General features: G+C 39.7%; 22 protein-coding genes. 6 read left to right on the top strand and 16 right to left on the bottom strand.

The genetic code is table 11. The annotated features are described in order from the left end of the window. Window positions 1–79: 79 nt before the first annotated feature. Both PL9214_RS31660 and PL9214_RS27930 read right to left on the bottom strand, forming a co-directional pair. Window positions 80–241: a hypothetical protein gene (locus tag PL9214_RS31660; RefSeq protein WP_186440482.1), complete on the bottom strand. Its 162-nt coding sequence runs from the start codon at window positions 239–241 to the stop codon at window positions 80–82. 46 nt (window positions 242–287) lie between these two features. Next, window positions 288–4,097, bottom strand: coding sequence for a hypothetical protein (locus tag PL9214_RS27930; RefSeq protein ID WP_072722572.1), 3,810 nt, complete (start codon window positions 4,095–4,097; stop codon window positions 288–290). Window positions 4,098–4,531: 434 nt separating this feature from the next. Here PL9214_RS27930 and PL9214_RS27925 point away from each other — a divergent pair, with 434 nt between their 5' ends. The 4 genes from PL9214_RS27925 to PL9214_RS27910 all read left to right on the top strand — a co-directional run bounded on the left by PL9214_RS27925 (window position 4,532) and on the right by PL9214_RS27910 (window position 10,735). After that, window positions 4,532–9,661 carry an ATP-binding protein gene (locus PL9214_RS27925; RefSeq protein WP_072722571.1) on the top strand — a complete coding sequence of 1,710 codons (5,130 nt, stop codon included), beginning with the start codon at window positions 4,532–4,534 and terminating at the stop codon, window positions 9,659–9,661. 74 nt (window positions 9,662–9,735) lie between these two features. After that, complete coding sequence (locus PL9214_RS27920; protein WP_072722570.1) at window positions 9,736–9,939, top strand: hypothetical protein; 204 nt, start codon at window positions 9,736–9,738, stop codon at window positions 9,937–9,939. A 165-nt stretch (window positions 9,940–10,104) separates the two neighbouring features. Continuing rightward, window positions 10,105–10,341, top strand: coding sequence for a type II toxin-antitoxin system VapB15 family antitoxin (vap15, locus tag PL9214_RS27915; RefSeq protein WP_072722569.1), 237 nt, complete (start codon window positions 10,105–10,107; stop codon window positions 10,339–10,341). Next, window positions 10,295–10,735 (top strand): putative toxin-antitoxin system toxin component, PIN family, encoded by a 441-nt coding sequence (locus PL9214_RS27910; protein ID WP_222425305.1) that lies wholly within the window; start codon window positions 10,295–10,297, stop codon window positions 10,733–10,735. The genes vap15 and PL9214_RS27910 overlap by 47 nt, the downstream gene beginning before the upstream one ends. Before the next feature lie 5 nt (window positions 10,736–10,740). Here PL9214_RS27910 and PL9214_RS27905 read toward each other — a convergent pair whose 3' ends face one another. The 11 genes from PL9214_RS27905 to PL9214_RS27855 form a co-directional block, all read right to left on the bottom strand. Beyond that, entirely contained in the window at window positions 10,741–10,965 is a 225-nt protein-coding gene (locus PL9214_RS27905; protein WP_072722567.1) for a hypothetical protein, read from the bottom strand. A 5-nt stretch (window positions 10,966–10,970) separates the two neighbouring features. Then, window positions 10,971–11,222: a FitA-like ribbon-helix-helix domain-containing protein gene (locus tag PL9214_RS27900; protein WP_072722566.1), complete on the bottom strand. Its 252-nt coding sequence runs from the start codon at window positions 11,220–11,222 to the stop codon at window positions 10,971–10,973. 48 nt (window positions 11,223–11,270) lie between these two features. Further along, complete coding sequence (locus PL9214_RS27895) at window positions 11,271–12,119, bottom strand: ThiF family adenylyltransferase (protein WP_072722565.1); 849 nt, start codon at window positions 12,117–12,119, stop codon at window positions 11,271–11,273. Between the two features lie 134 nt (window positions 12,120–12,253). Next, complete coding sequence (locus tag PL9214_RS27890) at window positions 12,254–12,961, bottom strand: hypothetical protein (protein WP_072722564.1); 708 nt, start codon at window positions 12,959–12,961, stop codon at window positions 12,254–12,256. After that, window positions 12,934–13,746: a hypothetical protein gene (locus tag PL9214_RS27885; protein WP_072722563.1), complete on the bottom strand. Its 813-nt coding sequence runs from the start codon at window positions 13,744–13,746 to the stop codon at window positions 12,934–12,936. The genes PL9214_RS27890 and PL9214_RS27885 overlap by 28 nt, the downstream gene beginning before the upstream one ends. A gap of 1 nt (window position 13,747) precedes the next feature. Next, on the bottom strand, window positions 13,748–13,996 hold the full coding sequence (locus PL9214_RS27880) for a hypothetical protein (RefSeq protein WP_072722562.1): 249 nt from the start codon (window positions 13,994–13,996) through the stop codon (window positions 13,748–13,750). Window positions 13,997–14,004: 8 nt separating this feature from the next. After that, window positions 14,005–14,196 (bottom strand): hypothetical protein, encoded by a 192-nt coding sequence (locus PL9214_RS27875; protein ID WP_072722561.1) that lies wholly within the window; start codon window positions 14,194–14,196, stop codon window positions 14,005–14,007. Window positions 14,197–14,230: 34 nt separating this feature from the next. Continuing rightward, entirely contained in the window at window positions 14,231–14,926 is a 696-nt protein-coding gene (locus PL9214_RS27870; RefSeq protein WP_072722560.1) for a hypothetical protein, read from the bottom strand. A 164-nt stretch (window positions 14,927–15,090) separates the two neighbouring features. Continuing rightward, window positions 15,091–15,780: a siphovirus Gp157 family protein gene (locus tag PL9214_RS27865; protein WP_072722559.1), complete on the bottom strand. Its 690-nt coding sequence runs from the start codon at window positions 15,778–15,780 to the stop codon at window positions 15,091–15,093. A gap of 3 nt (window positions 15,781–15,783) precedes the next feature. After that, a complete protein-coding gene (locus PL9214_RS27860) occupies window positions 15,784–15,993 on the bottom strand; it encodes a hypothetical protein (protein ID WP_072722558.1) in 210 nt (69 codons plus the stop codon). Then, a complete protein-coding gene (locus tag PL9214_RS27855; RefSeq protein ID WP_072722557.1) occupies window positions 15,977–16,462 on the bottom strand; it encodes a hypothetical protein in 486 nt (161 codons plus the stop codon). Before PL9214_RS27855 ends, PL9214_RS27860 begins: the two co-directional genes overlap by 17 nt. Before the next feature lie 197 nt (window positions 16,463–16,659). On the opposite strand from PL9214_RS27855, the gene PL9214_RS27850 reads away from it, so the two are divergent. After that, the gene (locus tag PL9214_RS27850; RefSeq protein WP_072722556.1) at window positions 16,660–17,682 is read left to right on the top strand and encodes a putative endonuclease domain-containing protein; all 1,023 of its coding nucleotides are present in this window, start codon (window positions 16,660–16,662) and stop codon (window positions 17,680–17,682) included. A 12-nt stretch (window positions 17,683–17,694) separates the two neighbouring features. Here the strand turns inward: PL9214_RS27850 and PL9214_RS27845 are convergent, their stop codons facing one another. From PL9214_RS27845 to tnpA, 3 genes are all read right to left on the bottom strand, one after another. Then, window positions 17,695–18,306, bottom strand: coding sequence for a Uma2 family endonuclease (locus tag PL9214_RS27845; RefSeq protein ID WP_072722555.1), 612 nt, complete (start codon window positions 18,304–18,306; stop codon window positions 17,695–17,697). Between the two features lie 81 nt (window positions 18,307–18,387). Further along, window positions 18,388–20,229, bottom strand: a complete 1,842-nt coding sequence (gene recG / locus PL9214_RS27840; RefSeq protein WP_367400257.1) for an ATP-dependent DNA helicase RecG — start codon at window positions 20,227–20,229, stop codon at window positions 18,388–18,390. A gap of 49 nt (window positions 20,230–20,278) precedes the next feature. Next, complete coding sequence (tnpA, locus tag PL9214_RS27835) at window positions 20,279–20,677, bottom strand: IS200/IS605 family transposase (protein WP_072717176.1); 399 nt, start codon at window positions 20,675–20,677, stop codon at window positions 20,279–20,281. 35 nt (window positions 20,678–20,712) lie between these two features. Here tnpA and PL9214_RS27830 point away from each other — a divergent pair, with 35 nt between their 5' ends. Further along, window positions 20,713–21,939, top strand: a complete 1,227-nt coding sequence (locus PL9214_RS27830) for an RNA-guided endonuclease InsQ/TnpB family protein (RefSeq protein ID WP_222425192.1) — start codon at window positions 20,713–20,715, stop codon at window positions 21,937–21,939.

Below are 21,939 nucleotides of genomic sequence, written 5' to 3'. Positions count from 1 at the left end.
ATCTTTAGGAATAATTAACCAAGAGTATTTTTACGGAAATTTAGAGAAAGTCAGATTTTAAAATATCAGTAAAACTACGCTATTGACTGATTATTCTACTTCCACACAGAATCCCGCCTTGTTTAGCCCTTTTCTCCAGTTCAGAGTGAAACCATAGAGGGAAACAAGGTTGAATATTGGAGGCGATCGCCCGAAGGTCGGATGGAGCATCTGTAACAAGAGCCAATGGAAAATTTTCCATTGACTCCTGTGCGCTCGCCTTAAGATCTCCAACCCTCTCGATTCAACTAAACCAGTTCTAATTCTTTCGGTTTTGATTCTGACGTAGACATGACAGTTGTTTGAGGTTGGGATAACGCTTTCTCTCGCGCCATAATCATGTCTTGGAAACGAGTTGCCGCTTTTTCTGTCAAGGGAATTTGAACCTCTCCGGTATGAACGTTGGCTTTAAACACGGTGCGCTTAGACTCGTTTCTGACAAAGCAATCCCCGTTGGGTTGCACATAAGCTGTCCATTGGTTGTCCCCAAACTTGAAGTGCTGGGTGCCATCGGGAGGAAGTTGCGCTTGTCGTTGTTGGTATGTGTCTGACACAACGCTAAACAGCAGATCTTGGAGAGAAAGCCGCCAGTGGTCAGTGTTAGCAGGCGTGGGACTGTACTTTCCGTTATTCCCTGTTATTTCTGGTTTTAAAGCGGGTTTTTGACTCCCATTGTTAACGATGGAAACAAAACGGTGAGAAGGTTCAGGGGAATCAATGGGTGGCAATTGGGTTTGAGGCAATTGAATTGATTCTGAATCAACCTTCAACATCAGCGATCTGCCAGTTTGATTCAGCGTTATCGTTGCTTCAAACGTGGTTCCAGGGGGCAACTTTGGACTATCGGGGGAGAAGGTTCCCAATTTTTTCCCGTCAAGTTGAATAATAGGAGTGCCTTGAAATCGGTAATATTTCTCGTGAGTAGGAGGTAAGTCTAGGGTTCCGACTTGCAGAGCCACAGTCCGGTCTTTCCATTTAGACTTGCAGAAATCTTCCTGGGAGTAGTCGTTATCAGGATGTTTGACATTAACAACTTCAATTTGGTTAACCTGATAATTAGACAACGCATGGCAAATTTCATCCATAAATAGTTTATAGACCAGCGCGCCTCGACCCGCTTTATCTTGAGATTCAATCCAGCGACAATCAACCGGAGGTACAATGAGCAATCGGGTTTCATTACCAGAGTAATTTGTAACTTTCAAAGCGTCAGGATCGATATGGTGATTAGAGTTATCTCCGTATTTAGCATCAAGTTTCGCCACCATGTTCTGGGGTAAATCTTTAAAGGCAAATTCAACTAAGGGTAATTCGTGATGAGCAGTGGCTTCGTATTCAATGCCTTTTCTATCCAGTGAATCTTTCCATTGGTTAGGAAGGTCAATACTACGGCCGTCTTGAGTTTTCACTTTCTTGAAAGGAACTTGCAGGACATAAACATCTTGTGGCAACGCTTCGTGGAGTAACTCATAGTCTTGTTGTAAGGAAAAAGTAATTTCTAGTTCCTCGGCTACCTTTTGACCGACTGTCCGGTGTTTGCTGAGGTTATCACAAGTGTGGGTGGCTTGGAACAGGGCATGAGCGGCTCTGGTTTTCCGTTCAGGGGTATCCCAAATTTCATCAATTTCAACCCGATAACTGTCATAAAGTTTGCCGATTTCCTCCTTTCGCATTTTAATATCATTGCCTGTGCGTTCGTAGATAATCGTTTTGTCTTCTTGAAAGCGTTGCACTAAATCTTTTGCCCACTGCAATTCGTTTTCTTCCCAATTAAGGTCATTTTCTGGGCTAGGACGATACTCAATTTCGTTGCCGATTAAAGTATCTTTGTAGGCGTAAGGAACGTGCAATTGACTGCCTTCTTTTTCGTATTCAATCCCTGCTGCATCTAGCTGTTTACGATGTTCTTTTGAGACAATAAGATAAGCGGGAATTGGGGGAAGAATATGTTGAAATTCATCTCGGTTTCGGCAAACAAGCCGCGTTTGTTCCCAATACGGGTTCACCGCTTCCTTAGCTAAAATATAAACAGCATTAGGAAAATCGGCGGGCAGGGGAAATTGTTTATAAAGTCGGTCATCTCCTTTATACTGGAAAAAGTAAGTACAGCTTTTGTGTTTTTCGCACCATTCATCAACTTTTTCTAGTAAAGTATCGGGGTTTAAACCTGTTTTCGCTTTGACTTCTTTGGCATCTTTACCCCGTAAGGAATTTTTCTGGTAATCAACTTCGTATTGTTCCATAATACTCAAAGCTGAGATGAACCGCTTTTGCTGTTTAAGAAATAGCTTTTCATCTTCTCCAGAGTTCGGAAGTGCAGCCGCAACTTTACCAATGGCTAAAGCCACAAGTCCGACTTCATTTTGAGAACTGGCTACACCAATTTGTTCGAGGGTGGTGAATTTGCGATCGCCTGCTTTCACTTTACCTTCTAAAACTTCAAGGTCATCTTCTCGATATCGAGCTTGGGTATAAGGAACTTTCTCAGCTTGAATCACTTCCCCAAAGTCAAATAATCCCTCTTGTGCAGGTAAGATTTGTTGAGCAATATGGGGAATTTTTCTCGATTCAATTCCAAAGGGTTCATCTCCATCAAAATCCCCTTGGTGGAATTTTTCTAAATCTTTAGGATTAAACCAAATTACCCCTTTAATTTTTGCCATAATCGTGCGAATTTCTTCAGGAACAGTTTCAAGGTTTTTGGCATGGATATTTTGGTATTTTCTCAAACCATCTTTATTGAGAATGGGAAATCGTCCTTGAATACAGTCTCCTTCTTCGAGATGATTAGCACAAACAATGCCTCTGGGTAAATCTTCACAAGGTAAAGCCATTGCTGAAGTCATCGCTAAAGCGCCTCTAGTGGCTAGATTTCGCCATTTAGAGGCTAACCAGCGTTGAGCCATATTCGTAAATTCAGGACTTCCAATCATTAATCCCAATTTATCGGCTTTTAGCATCTGAATATCTTGTCTTTCCCGCTTTTGCTCTTCAGAATTATCTTCATGATCAACGGTGATTTCATCATCACAATTTCTAGGAAGTTTATCCTGTTGTTCTTGAAGTTTTCTTTCGTTCAAACGAGCTAGAAAAGCTTCACGTCGGTCATGATCTTCAATCATCGCTTGGCGCAATTTCATTGGATCACGTTGCAAGGTTGCGAGTCGTTGAGCTTCAGCTTTAGCGGCGGGTACTAAGTCTTGTCTTTGAGCTTCTTCATCGAACCAAACTCCGGTAGATTGCCAACTGGTTTGAGTGATGCCAATTTGACTGTTTTTTCGATTCCCCAGGATGGCTTTCGGTAACTCATAATCGCCACAAGGAATCAGGTCTTTGAGTTGTTTTTTGTTGATGCCTTTAATGCTAGAACGATCTAAAATAAGTTGGGGTTGATTGCCTTCGGAATCAGTTAATGAGTGAAGTAAATGATCATCAGGACGGAGGGTTCCTTTTGCTAAAAAGCTCACTTCAGGTGTGGATTCCGAATTTTCTGCATTCCAACTCCGTAGCCAAGCAAAACGAAATTGACTGGCTCGATTTTTCTCCCCTCCGATGCTTTTCAGTAATTCAGAACTGATAACACCGTGACAATCTCCAGTTCGATATTGTGCATATTGGGGGTCGGTGAAATCAACAATTTTTACTCGTAAATTTGTATCACAGTTTGACACACCGGACATACAAGTGCTAACGAGAAGAGAACCGTAGCGACAGGCCGTATCTTTTTCGGTTATGAATAAGTCTCCTATCTTTTTAGCTAGGGTTTCATCACCGAAGTAATAACTGTTTCCAGATTGAAAGATCATGCGTCGTTTGATGCTATCTTCTGGATCATGAATACTGGGGCGGAGTTGGCGAGGATCTGGATTGGATTTATCAAGTTTGACAATCATTAATGATGTTAGTTCCTCTGGTTCAAACATTGCTTGCAGAATTGAGTGTCGCAGGATTTCTGGGTTATTATAAAATTGTCCTACATTGCGTCCTTTGGCATCTGTATAAGCAGCATCAAAGACAGGAATTTTGAGTCCTTCTTCGGTAACAGTTGTAGTGACCATAAGTTGATTTCTCCTAATCGTTGAAGGGTTAGAGTTGGAATTGTTGGAAAGGTATGATGGGGCTATCTAAGCGTTAACAGGTTTAAACTGGGTCAGGTGTTAACCGTTGGTAGTGTTTTTGAGGGGGTTGAAATGGGACTTAAGGTTGATGCGATGCCTTGGCAGGCGGCTACGCCATCGCTAGTTGGGTTCTGTTTGAAGAGGAAGATCAATACCCGTTCGTGCGTCCCAGTAGCACTGCGACGGATTTGATAGACAGGCTGGGTAGAGCGATTGCACAATGGGAGAATATGGACTTCGATGAGCGAATTTAGGCTGACCATACATATATAGATATGGTTTAAGTTGAGGATTTTTTCTATGAGCGGTGGTAGCCGCTCTTTAAGTCCGAAAGTATATACAAAAAATATTTATAGGAAAAGTTAGGATTAGGCATGGTTAATAATGAAACAACAAGCGCGAATGTAACAGCCTCCGAACTCAGCCTGCTCTCTCAGTTAGATGAGTTAAGGAGTGCTTGGCAGGAAACTCATCCTAAGCAAGCAAAGGGTGGTTTAGAGGCTTTGAGCGGATTCGATCACCAATTCCTGTTGACACTACTGAAAATAGTTCGTAAATGGAAAGAAGCTTCTGAAGCCGAGCGGCAAGACCGGAATACAGCCCATAAAATTCTCGCAGAAGCCATTTCAGACATTACTGAAGCAGGTAAATTCGTCACTATAACACAAGTCAAAAAAACTCTTTCAGGCAAGGCGATTCGTGAAGCGCTTGCAGAACTTTGGGAAATTTTTAATCTTGCTTCTGAACTTACACCAGAGTTGGTAGAACACTTACGGTTCAAAATCTCTGGAAAGTTTGAGGATAATAGGAATCCTAATAAAGTTATTAAAGAATGGAACCCTACATTAAGACAAGATCAAGCACAAAGGCTTGATACATTCAAAACTTGTGTCAGTTATGAGCTTGTTTCCGACCCAAGATTAGACTTAACGGCAGAGTTAGAAAATCTTTCACGGGATGAAGATACGGAGACAACTATTGGGCGATGGTTAGGCTACTATCTTCTTCAACTTGGTTCAGGCTTATCTCCTGAGCGTATAAGCGCTCTTATATGGTGGGAACTCATAAATGATAAAAGCTTGGAAGCGTTCCGAGCAACACAGGCAAGATTATTCAGCCGATCGGACTATCAACTTGGTGCTGTTCGACATACACTTGGTGGCAGTCTGTCTCTACCTAGAACAGATTTACTCTCAGAGTTACGAGCATCTGTAATCACGAAGCGGATCACCCTTCTCATCGGTTCATCTGGATCTGGAAAATCAGCACTTTGCAAGCTGGCTATGCAAACAAGCTTTCAAGATTATACGTGCTTGTTTCTCCATCCATCTGATATTATTGCCTTCACAGAAACCTCAGACTCTACATCTAGCAGAGATACAAGACGTATTGATGAACTCTTAACAGCTCAAGTAATTGAAAAGCCGATCATCATCATAGATGATCTGAGTGATGTCAATGAGCAAAGCTTTGATTGTGTACTTAACCTTCTTCAAAATGCTTTGGTTAGGGAAACATCTGATGTGCGCTTTGTTCTAGTGGCCCATTTAGATGCTGAACGCCGAGTTCGTGACAAAATTGCTGCTCGACTTGGCGCAGAACTTTCTATTGATGTTGTTAAGTTACCACAACTACCTATTAACGATCTTCAGTCATCGAATACTTTACCAGGCGACGTTGCGAGCCTTGTTCAACGCGCTGATGAGTTTGGCCCTGCTTTAAACCTTAAGCTTCTTGACTGGCTGATTAGTAGCGTTCAACGGGATAATATCAATAATATTTCATCCTTCAAAAATGACTTAGACCTACTCGCTTGGTTCTGGCGCTCTCATGTGGGGGATAGCCACGAAGCTAGTGAAGAAGGTCGTGTCTTAATTAAAACAGCCATTTCATTAGCCGATAAATTTACTCCCGATCTGTCTCTTTATGACTCTGGGATTGAATCCAAAACCCTATATATTCTGGTGCGACGAGACTGTCTTCGAGTTGTAGAAGAAAAAGTAGCTGTCACACACCGTTTTGTAGGAGATTGTGCAAGGTTTCGCTACCTTCTGGGGAAACGTCGTGAGCTAGAAGCTAGTGAGCTTGCTGCGAAGTCGGGAAATCCTCTCTGGTCGCAGCCTTTGCGCTGGTTTGCTTTGTATCTTGCGATGGAATCAGAAGAGACTGAAACATGGCAGGAATTGCTTCAAGAAGCAAAGAAAGGTAATTATTTACAGCTTATTGACTTGCTTCTCGATGGCGCGATCTTGAGCAAAAAGCCAAGCTCAGTTCTGCAAGGCTGTTCCGGCGAACACCTTCCTTTTTTCATCCAGCGTCTCATCTCTCGCCTTCTAGCGATCGCAACTGAGCCGACGCCTGATTACTTCGGAGTGTTGCGATCAATGTCGGCAAGCGAAAGACTTATGTCACACGAACGTACAATTGGAACTCCAAAAGTATATTTGTGGGAACCTGTTTGGCGTTGGCTTTTAGCGCAGAATCAAGAAGCTTTGATAGAAAACTCTAAGTTAATTTTTAAAGCAGCAAAAGCCTGCGTTAACTGGGGTATTGCAGAAATATTCCCACTGCGGGTTCAGATTGCAGAACTAATTATTGATTTGGCTCATAGGGTATTGCTACCCGATCCTGACCAAGAAAAATGGTACTCGTTACATGATTCCTCATCAGCAGAAGTTAACGATCAGTTTCGCAAGTTTATGGTCAGCCAAGGTGGCATATATCTCTGTGCCGTTATTTGTATCAATCCACAACTTGGTGCTGAATTACTTTTAGCTCTAACTATCTCACCGCCTTATTATCGCTATGAGTTTGAGAGATCCTCTAATCTGTTAGATGACAATCTTGGAACAGAAGGATATTATGAGATTGATGTCTGTACATTCAAGTTTTTACCACTTCTTTATCTCCTTGAAATCAATGAGCCTTTTGCGGTTGATGTTATTGCAACCCTTTGTAATGTAGCCACAGATTACTGGCATGAGCATCACTGGGCAAAAAATCAACTGGAAGGTATGCAGAAGACTGATACTGATGGCATAACTCTGCTTGTTGGTGAAAATAGAAAACACTTCAAAGGCGGTCGTCATGCTCTATATTGGCACCGCCAGTCAAATATTGTTGCTTGTTTCTTAATGACGCTAGAGGGATGGCTCTATAGTCGTCCGACTAAAGCAGCACTCGAAAATTCTATATCAATTATTTTTGAGCGTGCTGACACTGTTGCAATGATCGGGGTACTCATTTCGCTGGCAAAATGCGATTCTACCCTTTTGAAAGGTTCCTTACTACCTCTACTGTCGTCATTACAACTTTTAATATGGTTAGAGTTTGACCAGATTGGTGAAGGACAGAATTGGGCATTCGATTTCGATTCTTTTAGAGCTAAAACAAAACTATCGCAAGAAGAATATCAAGAGTTACTTGGATTTCATCTGCTATCTCACCGAAAAATTCCCCTTTTAGACATAATACTCCGAATGTGGTTAAAGGAAGACATTCCTTCTAATACAAAATCTCAAATTTGGGAAGACTGGGATAATAATCAGCTTAATTTGATTCCAGAGGTTAGCCAGCATCGTGCATTAAAAATCCGAGCTTTGTTTGAACACAATAACTGCCTGTTAGAAGAGGATGAATATGGAAATCAAAACTTTCGCTTCGTGGATGCTCTAGCTGAAGATACTGAAGTTGATGCTAAATCAGAAGAGGATGAGCATGAAACTCAAAGTTTTCCCTTCGTTGGCACTCTGCCTGAAGATACTGAAGTTGATGCTAAATCTAAATCTATGCTTTGGAATCTTCAGCATTTTCAAATTGTAATGATGTGCCGAAAAATTTTAGATGGAGAGTTGCAAAAGACACCGGAACTACATAGGGATTTTATTACTCTTCTAATAAGTGAAGAACAGCTTACTTCTTTACAAGAACGCTTGGAAAAAAAAGCTTTCCTGGATACAGCTTGGGCAATGATTGCTGTTGTCCTAGAGCCTCCTAGCAATGAGATGAACCAAGATTCGGATAACTATATTACTCATTATCCTAGTGATTTTTCTAATCTACCGATAAGTTTAGATATTTCAAACCGTTGTCAAAATTACATAGGTGCTGAAGCTTTTATTGCTCATGCAGCCCCTAAGTTACTGCGAAGATGCGAATCTGAAACCTTACTTCGAGCATCTGCTTTCCGTTGCCTTATTGGTGTGTGTAACTGCAATACATCTGCTTTTATGCGATCATGGATAAGAGAATATGGGCTAGATCATACACTCACCCAAGAAATAATAAACGTAACTTTTTGGATAGCTCGCCTAATTGCACTAACTCATATAATTTCATACAATCAAGCAATTTTGGAACAAGATACTCATCTAGTTCCACTAATTACACCTCCTGAGATCATAGATCGAATAATACGTTTAAGTAATGGAGAGCATCCTGAAATCCAGGAAGCTTGGTCTAACTTGCAATCCCAGTTTGTAACAAAAACAACCCCTGAATTATCTATCATTGATGCTTTTAAATGGACTCCAGAACTACTAATTCTGTGTCTCGAAATAGTATTTCCACGATTAAAATATGAATCGTGTAATTTCAACAATTGCTTTGATTGGAATTTTTTAACAGCCGTATTAATACCTATATTAGAAATCCAACTAGACAACACACAGATTCAGGATTTTATAACTGCCTTGTGCCATAAAGTGCTTTTTACTTTGATTTGCCAGAGAGAAGTTGTCTATTTATATTACAAAAATTATCAAAGAGAAAATGGATCTAGTCCTGTACATACACGACTATATCAGGATCAGTATCAACTCTTAAACACGGTAATAGAATCTAATCCTACAGAAGTTGCTGCACGAATAAATATACTTATTGAGGCTTTAAAATCTATAGGACTGGTAGATTGCATTGTTTTAAATGATGTTGTACATATTTTAAGTCACTGTATTGTTAAATGGAGTTCTTCCAATATAATTGACAACTCATTTAGAAGTCACATAGCTTCTACAGTTGGAGAATATCTTTTTAAACTTAAAAATCAAGAAGATTCAAATCTACGATTTCTCGGTAAAACCAGGGATATCTGGGAAAAATTGATTGATCTACTGTGGAAGTGGTCACAAAATAATATTGAGAAAGCAACTCAAGCAGACCAATGGCTTGTGAACTTTTTCAGTCGCTTCCATGATGTATTACTTCCTGATCGGGTGTTGAGAATAAAATTGTATCGTATTGGCAAATCAACAGACTATAAACAGTTCCGCCGATTACTTTTTACAACGCTCGTTCAAAACCAGGATCACTTACCTAGTAGAAGAAATGACGAAAGTAAACTTTTAGTTCAAGTTCTTGCTGAATTGTGGGATTCAGATCGCAAATGGATTATCGACAGACAAGCTCGGCTTCAAGATTTGAAAACGATACTTGAGCAATTACAGGAAATTGATGCAGTAGGTGCAAGAAGGTTAGCAGATCAAATAGCGGATTCCCTAGTTTAGCGAAGATAACCGATGATCGCCCCTGAAACGACTAAAATAGAATCATAGAATTACAGACTAAGGCTAATTGTTCTATGCCCGAAATCGTCGAAATTCCCCTGGAACTGACTCGCTTTCAACTGTCGCCCGCCGTTCAAGCCCGTTTGCAATTTGTCTTAGATCGTCAGGATGAAGGTTACACCCTATCTCAATCAGAACGACAGGAAGCTGAAGGACTGGTTGAATTGATGGAATTTTTATCATTGCTACAGTTACGTTCAACACGGGTGAGCCAGTAATCATTAATGACAAAGATTCTAACTATTCTCCATTGAGGGGTGATTCAAGGAGCCAGTTATAGTAAAGCAAAATACCCTAATAACAAACGATGGATGAAAATGTAGCTGCCACCAAAATCTAAAAATTTAAGATAAAATATCGATAAACCCTAAGCGTAACGAACAATGACTCCAGCCAGCTATCAACTTTCCCTGAACTTTGAGCAAGTTTTAACCTTGGTCAAACAACTACCATATCCAGAAAAATTGCTGTTAAGCCAAGAACTTGAAAAAGAAGTATTAAACAGCCAATTAACAGCCCTTTTAGAGTCTTTCAAAACCGATGAACTTTCTTTAGAAACTATTACCGAAGAAGTTGAAGCAGTTAGAAGCGAAATTTATGCCAGAAAACCAGCCTCTTAAAGTAATTATAGACACGAATCTTTGGATTAGCTTCTTGATTGGTAAAGAATTAGCCAATCTCCAAGAATTAATCGTCAATAAAACGCTCCAAGTTGTCTTTTGCAACCAACTCCTAGAGGAAATTAATCTAGTAACTCAAAGACCAAAACTCCAAAAATATTTTCCAGTAGCGAAAGTCCAAGAATTGCTGGAATTGTTGAATATTATTGGTTTATCTATAGAAATAACCTCAGAAGTTTCTATTTGTAGAGATGCTAAAGATAATTATTTATTAGCTTTAGCTAAAGATAGTCAAGCTGATTTTTTAATTACAGGAGATAGAGATTTATTAAGTTTGGTAAATTTTGAGGGGACAGAAATTTTAACTTACAAAGATTTTTTACAAAAAATATGACAAATCTATTCGTCATTTTCGGCTAAGATATCCTGTAAAATTTCTGGCGTTAGCCCTCGCGCTTGTGCTTTACCCGAAATTTCTGCCATAACTTCAGTTAAAGTTTTATTTTGTAAATTTCCTCTCAAAAACAATTGAACAATGTAGCTCAACTTTTTCTGAGTCTCAGAACTAGCCCCTTCAAACGCTGTCTTAATATCTTCATCAACTTGAATCGTAATGCTTGCCATAGTCCTTATAAGTCTTCAAAATTAGGTGGTTCGCGTAAAAGTTCTCTAGCGATAGTCGGAATTTCAAAATCGCCAAAATGGGCAAAACGTCGCTCGATAGCCAAGGCAAGATTTAAGGGTTCGAGAGTTTTTTTTGTCAAGACAGCGCGGAGGATTTCTTTAGCTTCTTCTTCCAGAGAACGCCCATAATATTCGGCTCGCTTTTGGAGGCGATTTTTCAGATCATCATCAAAGTTTTGAATCGTGATATTGTTCATAGTAGATTCAATTGTTAAAGCTACATTTTTTTGAAGTTTAATATTAGGTTAGCATGGTGTTGTTTCACTTACGATAGATTTCAACACAGCCCATACCGACTGCTGGGTAATATAAAGCGATCGCCCCGTCCCACTCTCCAAATCAAAATAAGTCGCAAACCGCTTGAGATTACCCGCAGCCATCCGGTACAGGTAATCCGCCGCCTCAGCCGCCACCCGGACATTTACGCTCTCGCTCTGCAAGTTTAGCATTGCCATCTCAGCACAAGATAGGTTATTTGTCAACTCTTCAGGCTTCGGTTTCAAAAGGTCAGGAGCCTGGATCATCGGAGACGGCAACCTCGCACATCCGAGTCCCCCAAAATGATAGAACTCCGGGTCAGTTTCCAAAGAACTGCCCAGCAAGATTTGTCCGGCTGTGGCATGATTTCCGCAATCCAAATACCACACACGAGGGATTTCAGAGTGGCTGTAGTATTGGTTTAACTCAAGCGCCTGGTTAATAGCCGCTCTTCCGGCAGCCGTGTCCACGCATCCGACCAAGATGGTCAGCTTGTCGTAAGCTCTTCGGATCAGCTTGGGGTCAAATTCCTGTACGAAAGCCGTCGTGTCCACTTCCCAAGCTATAGAGTATCGCAACGCTAGAGCCTGCGCCTTGGGTAGCCCGATTTCCTTGTCACAAAACGCCTGCCTGCTGATGTTGGCTTCTTCAACTATATCGGGATCTGCGATCGCCAATTGCACCTTCTTCCCCGACTTGCCCAAACTCCGTGCCAGTCGGGCAATATGGTAAGACAGCCAAGAACCCGTTCCTCCGGCTCCAATTAACCAAAAATCAATTGAATCAGTTTGTCTGATGATTAGTGGCGAAGCTTCTAAATAATCATAATTAAACATTAGCTAAATCTCCTAGTTTAATTTACAATTGCATCCGTTTATCAAACAAAAACGGTAGGGCAGAATTCGAGTAAAATTTACAAATTGATTGCTCTTTTTTTTCCTCTGTGACATCCGTAATAAAACTCGGTGATTCAATCATTAATTATTGTTGAGACTAATTTTGTAATGGTTTGGTGGGTACTGATTAAATCTTTAACCGGATAAGATGAACGGTTAACGGCTTTTTCGAGTTGCTGACGAACATCATTAGGTTTCGCCTTAGATTTACCATTACTTAAATGCTCATTGAAGGAACTTGAGATGAATAATTCCCAAGCATTTGTAATGGTATTTGGCGAAGCGATAGGCGGTTTATGATCTCCCCAACAGATGCGTCCGCAGGATTGATAAGACTGTGAATAAACGTTAGGTAACGGAACATGAAAAGCTTCTACATTGGGATTAAATTTTGAGCCTTTAATTGCCCAAATCCAGTAATCTGATTTTAAACCTAAGAACACTAATGCAGGTAAAGGAATAAATAACTTTGATTCCAATACATTAATTTCATGTTTTTGTGGGGAAATGAATTTAATTGTCCATTCTCCACGACTACCTGTTCCCCAACGTACTATTCCTAATTCTGGGTTCATCCAACCCGAATCAATTGGTGTATTTGCAAAAGCAGTTCTTAGCGTTGCTGGAGACAAACATTTGTACTTAGAACCATTTTCGGATTGATAATGGAAAATGTAAGTCTCACCCTCCAGAAAAAGAAGTTCAGCTTGAATTGCAGATAATTGCCGAGGGGTAACTGCCAGAATTTCCTGAATTATTTCAGATCCAATGTCAGATTCCATAATGCTAAAATGTGTGAAAAATTAGTGCTTGGGTCAGCTTCAATCCATTCAATTAATTCGTAAGCTTGATTGAGGAGTTGAGTCGCTTGATTCCATTGATGAGTGAGAAATTTAACTTCTTCAAGCTTCCAAGGTCTTAATTCAATATTACGACTCCAATAACTTTCAGAACAAGCAATCTGATCTAACCAAATATTATCGGTTTCTAAGTCAAGGAGTGCTAATGCAATGGGGAAAGCATTAATAGGAGATGTCGCCCGAAAAGCTAATTTTTTGAGAAGTTTAAGGTTGATTTTTTCAGGATGAGTAATGTCTTTTAAGCTATATCCAAACGTGCATTTATACCAAGATTCTCCTTGAGTACCTTCAACAGTTTCCAACCACCATCGACCTGACTTTGAGAGGGGAAGAAGGAGTTGCCATCCTGTTCGCAAAGCTTCAATTCCTTCTTCTTCATCTTGCCAATCTATTCCTTTAGGAGAGACCGGAATTTGATACAGCCGTTCTTCATAAGCAGTCTCGATAATCAAGTCATCAATGGGAAATAAATGTTCGTTTACCAGTGAAATAAACTCCAACTCTTTTGGACTATGACCGTTATTTTCAGAGTAAATTTCAGATTGGCTTTTTTCCCATTCAATAGGAAACAATTCTTGGTAAAGATTTAGAAGCTGATAGGTGTTCAGTTTAGACCATAAATAGTCAATTGCTGATTCAATATCAATGATGGGTTGGCATTGGCGTAACAGTTGCAGAGCTAATTTAGCGTTCCAAATTATAGCCATCTTAAAACCCTGTTGGAATAGCTGTAGCAACAGATTGACTATTAAACAGCCGTTCTTTCGTTTGTTCAACTGCTTTTATATCATCTGTTGCTTGGGAAATTGCTAACTCAATCGTTTTTACCATTTCTTTCATTGTGGTACTATCGAGTTCTCCTGCAAGCTCTAATCGTTGAAGCTTTCGGCACATAGAAAGGGCTGGATTGACTTCCTCTGGAGCATTAATCAGAAATTCTAGGGGACTAATTTTCATTGTTATTTTCATCCTTTAGAACCATTCCGTTTAGCAATGGTAATCAGTTCCCCTGGCTTTCTGATAATGTCTGTATTAGCACAATCTGGGTAGTAAGTTGTTAACAATTTACGAAGTTCCTGATCATCATTGGCTATTTCTTCATCAACAGGATGCTGTTGTCCTTCAAAGGAAATTAGCACTTTCTTTTTTGAAGTCATTGGGTTCTCCTAAAGTTAGGTAAGGGGTTCAATTTTAGAATAAACTTAGTTGAGTTCCAGTAGCTTTGGGTTGCGTTGAAGTTTCTGATTTAACCGTTTTACTGGTTTCATTTGTAGGTTGATTGGGATTAGAAGTTGCTTTCTTTTGGGTGCGAATATTAGCCATTTGTCGTCGTGCTTGGCGATTTGGAAAATCAGCAACAAGTTCCTTGAATAATGTTTGAACAGGAGGAGGTAATTCTCCCAATGCTGAGGCTCTAATTTTTTCACCAATAGGAAAGTCGCCGTGACTGCTGGCTGAAATAATCACAATTCGCCCATCTGAATGACCATCATCAGGTTTAAATGTTAGATGTAGTTCGATAGTACATTGTTCAAAATTGTAAGGTTCTTCCTGTTGCTGAGATTGTGCATCATTAAGTTCTTCTGGTTCAGTTACAGTATTTTCTTCATCTTCCTCTGCTAAACTTTCATCATCAATTAAATCTGAATCAGTAGCAGAATTAGAGGGTTTTATAGCCACTTCATTTTGGATATTATCTGAAGAAAGTAGAGCTAAATAAGGTTTGTTAGCTTGCCAGCGATCGCGATCAAATAACAAGCCAACTTTTTGAAATCTTTCTTCTATTGTTTCTTCCTCTTCGGATTGAAGAGTATATTCAATTAGCTCCTCACTCGTTACTGATAAATTAGCAGAAGCAACGGCACGTTGTGGGCTTAACCATTTCATTTTTGCGCTTATTGGTTAATTATCACCCTATTGATGGGCGTTAGCCCCTCTTTACAGAAAAGATAGAACATAAAAAAATAACAGATAGCTCTATTATTATAAAAGCCATCTGTTGTTAGTGAAGCACAATTATTTGTGATTTTTGGATAGTTTAAATCAAACCATTATGCTTTTATTCCTTGATTAGACTTCTCAGTATTTTTTTTAGAAAATGTCTTTCCCTTTCGCTTGGTTTTGGGTATTGATATTGAATCAGAATTTCGGGTAGTTGAGGAATTGCTACGATTAGAAATAACTTCAGTTGTACCCGTTAGATTAGAAGGGACTAGGGCGTATTCTACTCTAAGTTTCCGTTCAATACGAGTGCCATCAACGGGAATACCTTGTTTCCAATCTTCAATGATTTTACGTTTGTTGGGCGCAACAACAAGCTTTTCTGTACGATACTCGCTGGGTAAGTCAGAAGGATCGATTAAGACTTCACAACTTGGGGGATTTTCTTTTAGTTGGATGTGACGCGATCGCCCAACAATATTGGTAGAAACAACCCCCATTTGGTGAATATAGAGTAAGGTTTTATCAAGGTTACTACGCCACCGCTCTAGTCGTTCAATTGCCTGATTATGCAGTGTAACTAAATGTTTTAAACGAGCTTTAATGGCACAAATTTCAGCATCTAATTGATCGGCTAATTCAGCGTGAGTATCAACAGCCGTTTCTTGGTCTGTTTGATTGTCCCAAATTGCTTTAACAATCGCCTCCTCTTGTTCAGGAGTTTCAGCCATTTCCAATTGAGTCCACAGTTCAACCGCTTGGATTGAATATCGGGCTAACAAATTTTTAGCTAAGTACATAAATTACCACTTTCCACAACAATGAAAATACTCATCAAACGTTTCAAATTGGACAAAAATCGCTAAAGTTCCTGGTGTGAGTTCATTATTATCAGGTTCACAACTTTCTAAAAAAGGTTCCAAAGCGAATGAATCATCACAGAAATTAGTGATTACAACACCAGGATAATTTGGAACCTCATCGATTTTGGGGCTATTAGGAGTGTTTTCCATTTCGGTTAGAAGCCCTTAAGGACTCAACTTTTTTCAAAGCAGGAACTCGTTGTTTCCGAGAGGAAGTTTTTTCTCTATAAACTTCTGAGTAACTCTCTTCATCATCCTCAAGATCAGAGTTATCGAAATCCGTTTGATTATCCTCCTGTTCTTCATCTAATTCTAAGGGATTGGAGTTTCTTGTATCTTCTGATGTTAGGGAAGCAGCCAATGGTAGAGTTGGCATAGCAATGATATCATAGCCTAACTCTAAAATTAAAGATTGCAGAACGCTTTCTATTTGCTGTTGAGATAACCCAGGAGTCGTTCTCTTAAGTTCTTGCTGTTTGATTAACATCCAGATTTGAAGTGTTTCTTCTGGGCTTGTTGTTTTCAATGAGGTTTTAATTTTTCGGGCTAGTTTTTCTCGTGTAGATTTCAAAGGATCAGGAGTTGTTCTTTGGGTACTATGGGTTGGATTGGTAAACATAATTAATAACTCGGAAAATGTTATTTTCACCTCTGGGCTTGGGCGTTAGCCCATTAATCATTTATTAAAATCAACAGGAAGTTTAGTTTTATTTAACTCTCAAGGATGATTAAATTATGGGCTAATAAGTTATAGGGTAGGAATTGATTCAACTATAAAGCCTATAACTTTTATTAAATTTAGAAATTCTTAATGTCATGAATTCAGTTAGAGGTTTTTATCCGGTTATTCTGATTCCTGATTCAATTCGCTATTTCTGCATTAATCACGCAATACCAGTATTCAATAGCAGTCCTAATTCAGTGACAGAATTTTCTTCTGAAGTGCAATTACCCCCCAAAAAACAGCATATTTATTCTAATTCTTATTTATATTGGATCATTATAATTTGGGTCGTGAGTGTTGGAATAGTCCTGTTAGTTAATCAACTATTCAACATGGGCATTCTAGCTTTTTGGTTATCGCTGATATGTGCGTCAGTAAGTGCAGTAACAGCTTGTTATTATCTGCGATTTATTAATTTTAAATTGTGCCAGCAATATCAGCCTAAACTTACTAAAAATCAGCAAAAAATATCTAACTCTAAAAGTAATTTATTACACCGTTTACAGCACCAAAATCAGAAGATTGAACAATATAATAATTTGTTAGAAGACCGTTCTAAGAAGCTTTTATTTTTATTGAGTAAAATTGTTCAGCCTCCATCTAATCAAGGGAATACAGGAGTACAGCAAGGAGTCAGTGAAAAGCAATTTTTTATTTACTTATGTCGTTATTTCTCTGGCGTTTATGATTTTTGCATGGGTGTTGAGTTTCCTATACCTAATACCTCTTTCTGTTACACGGCTGATTTTATTCTAATTCATCAAGCAACAGGTTTAGCGATAGATATTGAAATTGACGAACCTTATGATGGAAAAACAGGAAAGCCTCATCATTGCATAGATCAGAATAAAGATCAGCAACGCAATCGATTTTTTTTAGAACGAAATTGGGTTGTGATTCGGTTTTCTGAGTATCAGGTTGTTAAATGTCCAGAGGGATGTTGTAAAGCGATCGCTCAAGTTATTTTTCAAATTACAGGTGATTATAGCGGTTTAATTAAACTACAAAGTATCAAAGATTTGCTCCCTCATAAACAATGGAAGAATAAAGAAGCTGTTTATATGGCTAAGACAAAGTTTCGTCAGTCTTATTTAAAAACTAATTTTCTACTGTAGATATAATTTTATTTAATTAAAACGAGGAAGAACATCATCCAGGCGAAGTTGCAAACTTTTGAACAGAGGAGAAATAATCGGTTCACCGAGACGAAATTGTTGCTGGGTGTAATCTTCGTCAATCAGTTGACAAACCGTAACAGTTGGTTGTTTGGGTTTACCAATAAAAGCAACGCCACCTAAACCCCGATAATCTACAATCCAATATTCAGGAATTCCCAAAAGAGCATATTCTTCAACTTTTCGGGCATAATCTGTTTCCCAGTTTGTACTCACAACTTCTACCACTAATTTAATAGATCGTCCTAGCGTAATAACAGGTTCTCTTTCCCATAAGGGTTCACTAGAAAGTGCTGTTTCATCTAAAACCACAATATCAGGACGACGGGCGGTTGCGACATCGGTAAAAGGACGAATTAAACAAGTTCGGGGAATAAACCAAGGGAGTTTTTCTGTTGTAATAGCAATACCGATTTGAGTGGCTAGTTTACCACTGACAGTCTCGTGAGAGCCGGTTGGTTCCATTTCAACTAATTCTCCATCAGCAAGTTCATAGCGGGGATTATCACCATATTGAGCTAGGAAGGTTTCAAATGTTAAAAGTGTTTCTAGGGTATAAGCCATTGTAAAACTCCTATAGAAAATTATCAGTTATCAGGTATCAGTTCATTAGGCTAATAATTGAAACTGATAGCTGTTAACTGATTAATTAAGGGTACAATCCCAAATTGTCAGTCCTCGTCGTTTGAGTTCTGCAACAATTAAGGGATACTGTTCTAAATTCGGGTTACTTTTGACAATTGCTATTGCCATTTCACGGGCTAAATTCAGTAAGTCTTCATCATCCAGTATATTCGCTAGCGCAAATTCTGAAATTCCTGACTGGCGATAGCCCATAACTACTCCTGGCCCCCGTAGTCGCAAATCCATCTCTGAGATGAAGAACCCATCAGTAGACTTTTCTAAGACTTGAAGCCGCGCTTTGGCTTGTGCGGTTTGGCTGGTATTCAGCAGCCAACAATAGGAACAATGGGAACCTCGACCCACACGACCTCTTAACTGATGCAGTTGAGCTAAACCAAAGCGCTCGGCATGGTCGATTAAGATAACGGTAGCATTGGGAACGTCTACCCCAACTTCCACAACCGTAGTAGAAACCAAAATTTGGGTTGTGTTGTCACTAAACGCCCTAAGAGCTTCATCTTTCTCGGCGGATGTCATGCGACCGTGCAGCAATCCAACCCTAAATTCAGGGAAAATTTGGGTTGATAGTCGCTGATATTCTGCAACAGCCGCTCTTAAATCTAGCTTGTCTGATTCTTCCACTAAAGGCAGAATGATGTAGGCTTGGCGACCTTGAAGTACCTGATGACGGATGAAATTATAAGCGGGAGTACCTTGGTTAATCACTTTGGTTTGGATTTTCTGTCGCCCAGGAGGTAATTCGTCAATCTGGCTGACATCCAAGTCGCCGTGCAACGTTAGTGCTAAAGTACGAGGAATCGGAGTGGCAGTCATTGTCAGAACGTGAGGTTTATTGCCTTTGTTTAGTAAATCTTGTCGCTGCTGTACTCCAAATCGATGTTGTTCATCAATGACGACCAAACCGAGTTTGTTAAAGTTCACTTTCTCTTGCAGCAAGGCGTGAGTTCCCACTAATAAAGAAAGTTCGCCTGTCTCCAGTTGAGCGTGGATTTCTCTGCGCTTGGCAACTTTAGCAGAACCCGTCAGCAATTGCACAGAAACACCCAAGGGTTCAAACCAGGTGACAATTTTCCTGTAATGTTGTTCAGCAAGCACTTCTGTAGGAGCCATCAATGCGGTTTGATAGCCGGACTGAATCGCAACTAGAATCGCAGCAACCGCAACAACGGTTTTCCCTGAACCCACATCCCCTTGTACCAATCGATTCATCGGGGTTTTGGAAGTCATATCGTTGAGAATCTCATTGATAACCCGACGTTGAGCTTGGGTGAGGGGAAAGGGAAGTAGGGAGTAAAACTGTTTGAGTAGTGGGCCAGTAGGAGTAATCTCAGTTACAGCCGAATTTGCCAACCATCGATGGCGGCGCAGAAGAAAGGAAAGTTGGAGATAGAAAAACTCATCAAATGTTAGGCGACGACGGGCCGCTTCGAGTTGAGGTTCATTGGGGGGTTGGTGAATGAAAGCGATCGCTTGTTGCAATTCTATTAAACCCTGTTTCTGTCGGAGATCTTGAGGTAGAGGGTCAATGAGTTGTTGGACAGTTTCTAAAGCTGAGGATACCGCCTCTTGAATAATTTCATGACTGACTCCTTTCGTTAATGGATAAATTGGGATAATTGAGTTTTTCGTATCTCTGGCTTCATCAAGGTCAATTAATCGAATTTCAGGAGAAGTTAAAACTTTGCCGTAATAACAATCCGGTTTAACAACTCCTGATACAGCAACAATGCTTTGATGAATATAGATTGAGTTTTGCTCGTTTCTCCACTGCTGAGATTGATAATAGGGGTGGTTAAAAAAACGTTTACAGGCAATGTTACAATAACCGTATTCAAAGCCCACGTCTTTCAAGCGTGGGATGTAGAATACCCGCCTTTAGGCGGAGTGAAGGCTAGTGAGAGTTTTGGTTAGCAATATACTTTTTGATAGTTTCACTAGAAACAGAACCAGCCGTCCCACAATAATAGCTTCGACTCCACAAAGAAGGTAGTTTAAGTAAATGAGGAAATTCTTTTCTTAATATTCTTGATGATGCCCCTTTGATTCTGAACATAATTTGATGTGGAGCAATCAAAGGGTGACAACTAATAAATAAATGCACATGATCAGGCATTATCTCCAGAGCTAGGACATCACATTCTAGCTCTTTTGCTTTTTGGTAGATAATTTCCTCTAATCTTCTGCTCACTCCGTTAACCAACACCCTTTTCCTCCTTTTTGGGCAAAAGACAAAATGATAGTTGATCAGACTAACTGATGTGTTTTTTCTTCTATATTGATTTTCTGTCATTGTCGATACACACGATTCATCAACCTTATGTTATCATGGATGACATGACAAAAATAACTCGGACGATTAAATTGAAATTCGTGGATCTCAACCGTTGTAAAGCTCAGGTGTTTGAGCAAATGACGGCAGAAAACACACGGGTTGCCAACAAGCTGTTGTCATTGCCGATTAAAGAACGGCGTAAAATGACAACAGCTAAAATTATGTCCGAGTTAAAATCTGCCCTTGTTAACCAAGTAATCCGACATACCACATCACCCACAGGTCGTAAAACCAAACAATATAAAGTTCTTCCTGTGGAAGTTAACAACCAAAACTGGAAGTTAACCCTAAAAGGGAATACTTATTCAATTAGTTTTCCAACCCTTAAAGGTGAAAAAAGAATTCCCATTGAAGTTGCATCTCCCCATTGGCAACCTGTTTTAGACGGATTGTTAGAGGGAACAATTCAAGGGGGTTCTTTTAAATTAATTAAACATCGAAATAAGTGGTATGCCTATCTGTCAATTACTGAGGATGTTCCAGAAGTTAAGACGGAGAAAAGATTAGGATGTGACCGAGGACAGAATAATTTAGCGGTAGTTGCACCTAAACAGGGTTTTGGTAAGTTCTTTAATGGTCAAAGCGTTAAGCATCGGAGACGTTATTTTCAACAACGAAGAAAACAACTTCAAGAAGCTAAAAAGTTTCGAGCATTAAAGAAATGGGACAAAAAAGAACGACGATGGATGGATGCAATCAATCATACAATCAGCCGTCGAATTGTTCGTTTTGCCGAATACCATAATGCTGATGTTGTTATTGAGGATTTAGAAGGATGTCGAAGCACAATGAAACAGAGCCAAAAATCTCGTTCTGATTCCGGTGAATCTCGACATAATTGGTCTTATTATTCTTTGGAACAGAAACTTAATTATAAGTTGGCTCTTAAAGGATTGAAATTAATTAAAAGACCTGCGCCATACACTTCCAAATCCTGTTCAACCTGTGGTTTTATTGGTAAAAGAAATCGACATGATTTCAATTGCCCTAATGGTCACTACCATAACTCTGATTTGAATGCTGCGAAAAACCTAGCTCAATGGGACGGTTTTTCTTGTCAGTTAGACCTACAGAGAGATGCTTCTGTAATGGATTCATCCGGTTTAACTGATGGGGTGCTTGGCACACCCCTGAACTCGGTGAATACAGTCAAACAAGAGTATATTCAACTGTCTCTGCTTGACTGGACTAGATACGAGAATCCCACCCCTTTAGCGTAG

The organism is Planktothrix tepida PCC 9214, from assembly GCF_900009145.1.
GTDB lineage: Bacteria > Cyanobacteriota > Cyanobacteriia > Cyanobacteriales > Microcoleaceae > Planktothrix > Planktothrix tepida.
Note: the sequence above shows the minus strand (reverse complement) of the source record. Positions and strands in the feature narration are given on the sequence as shown.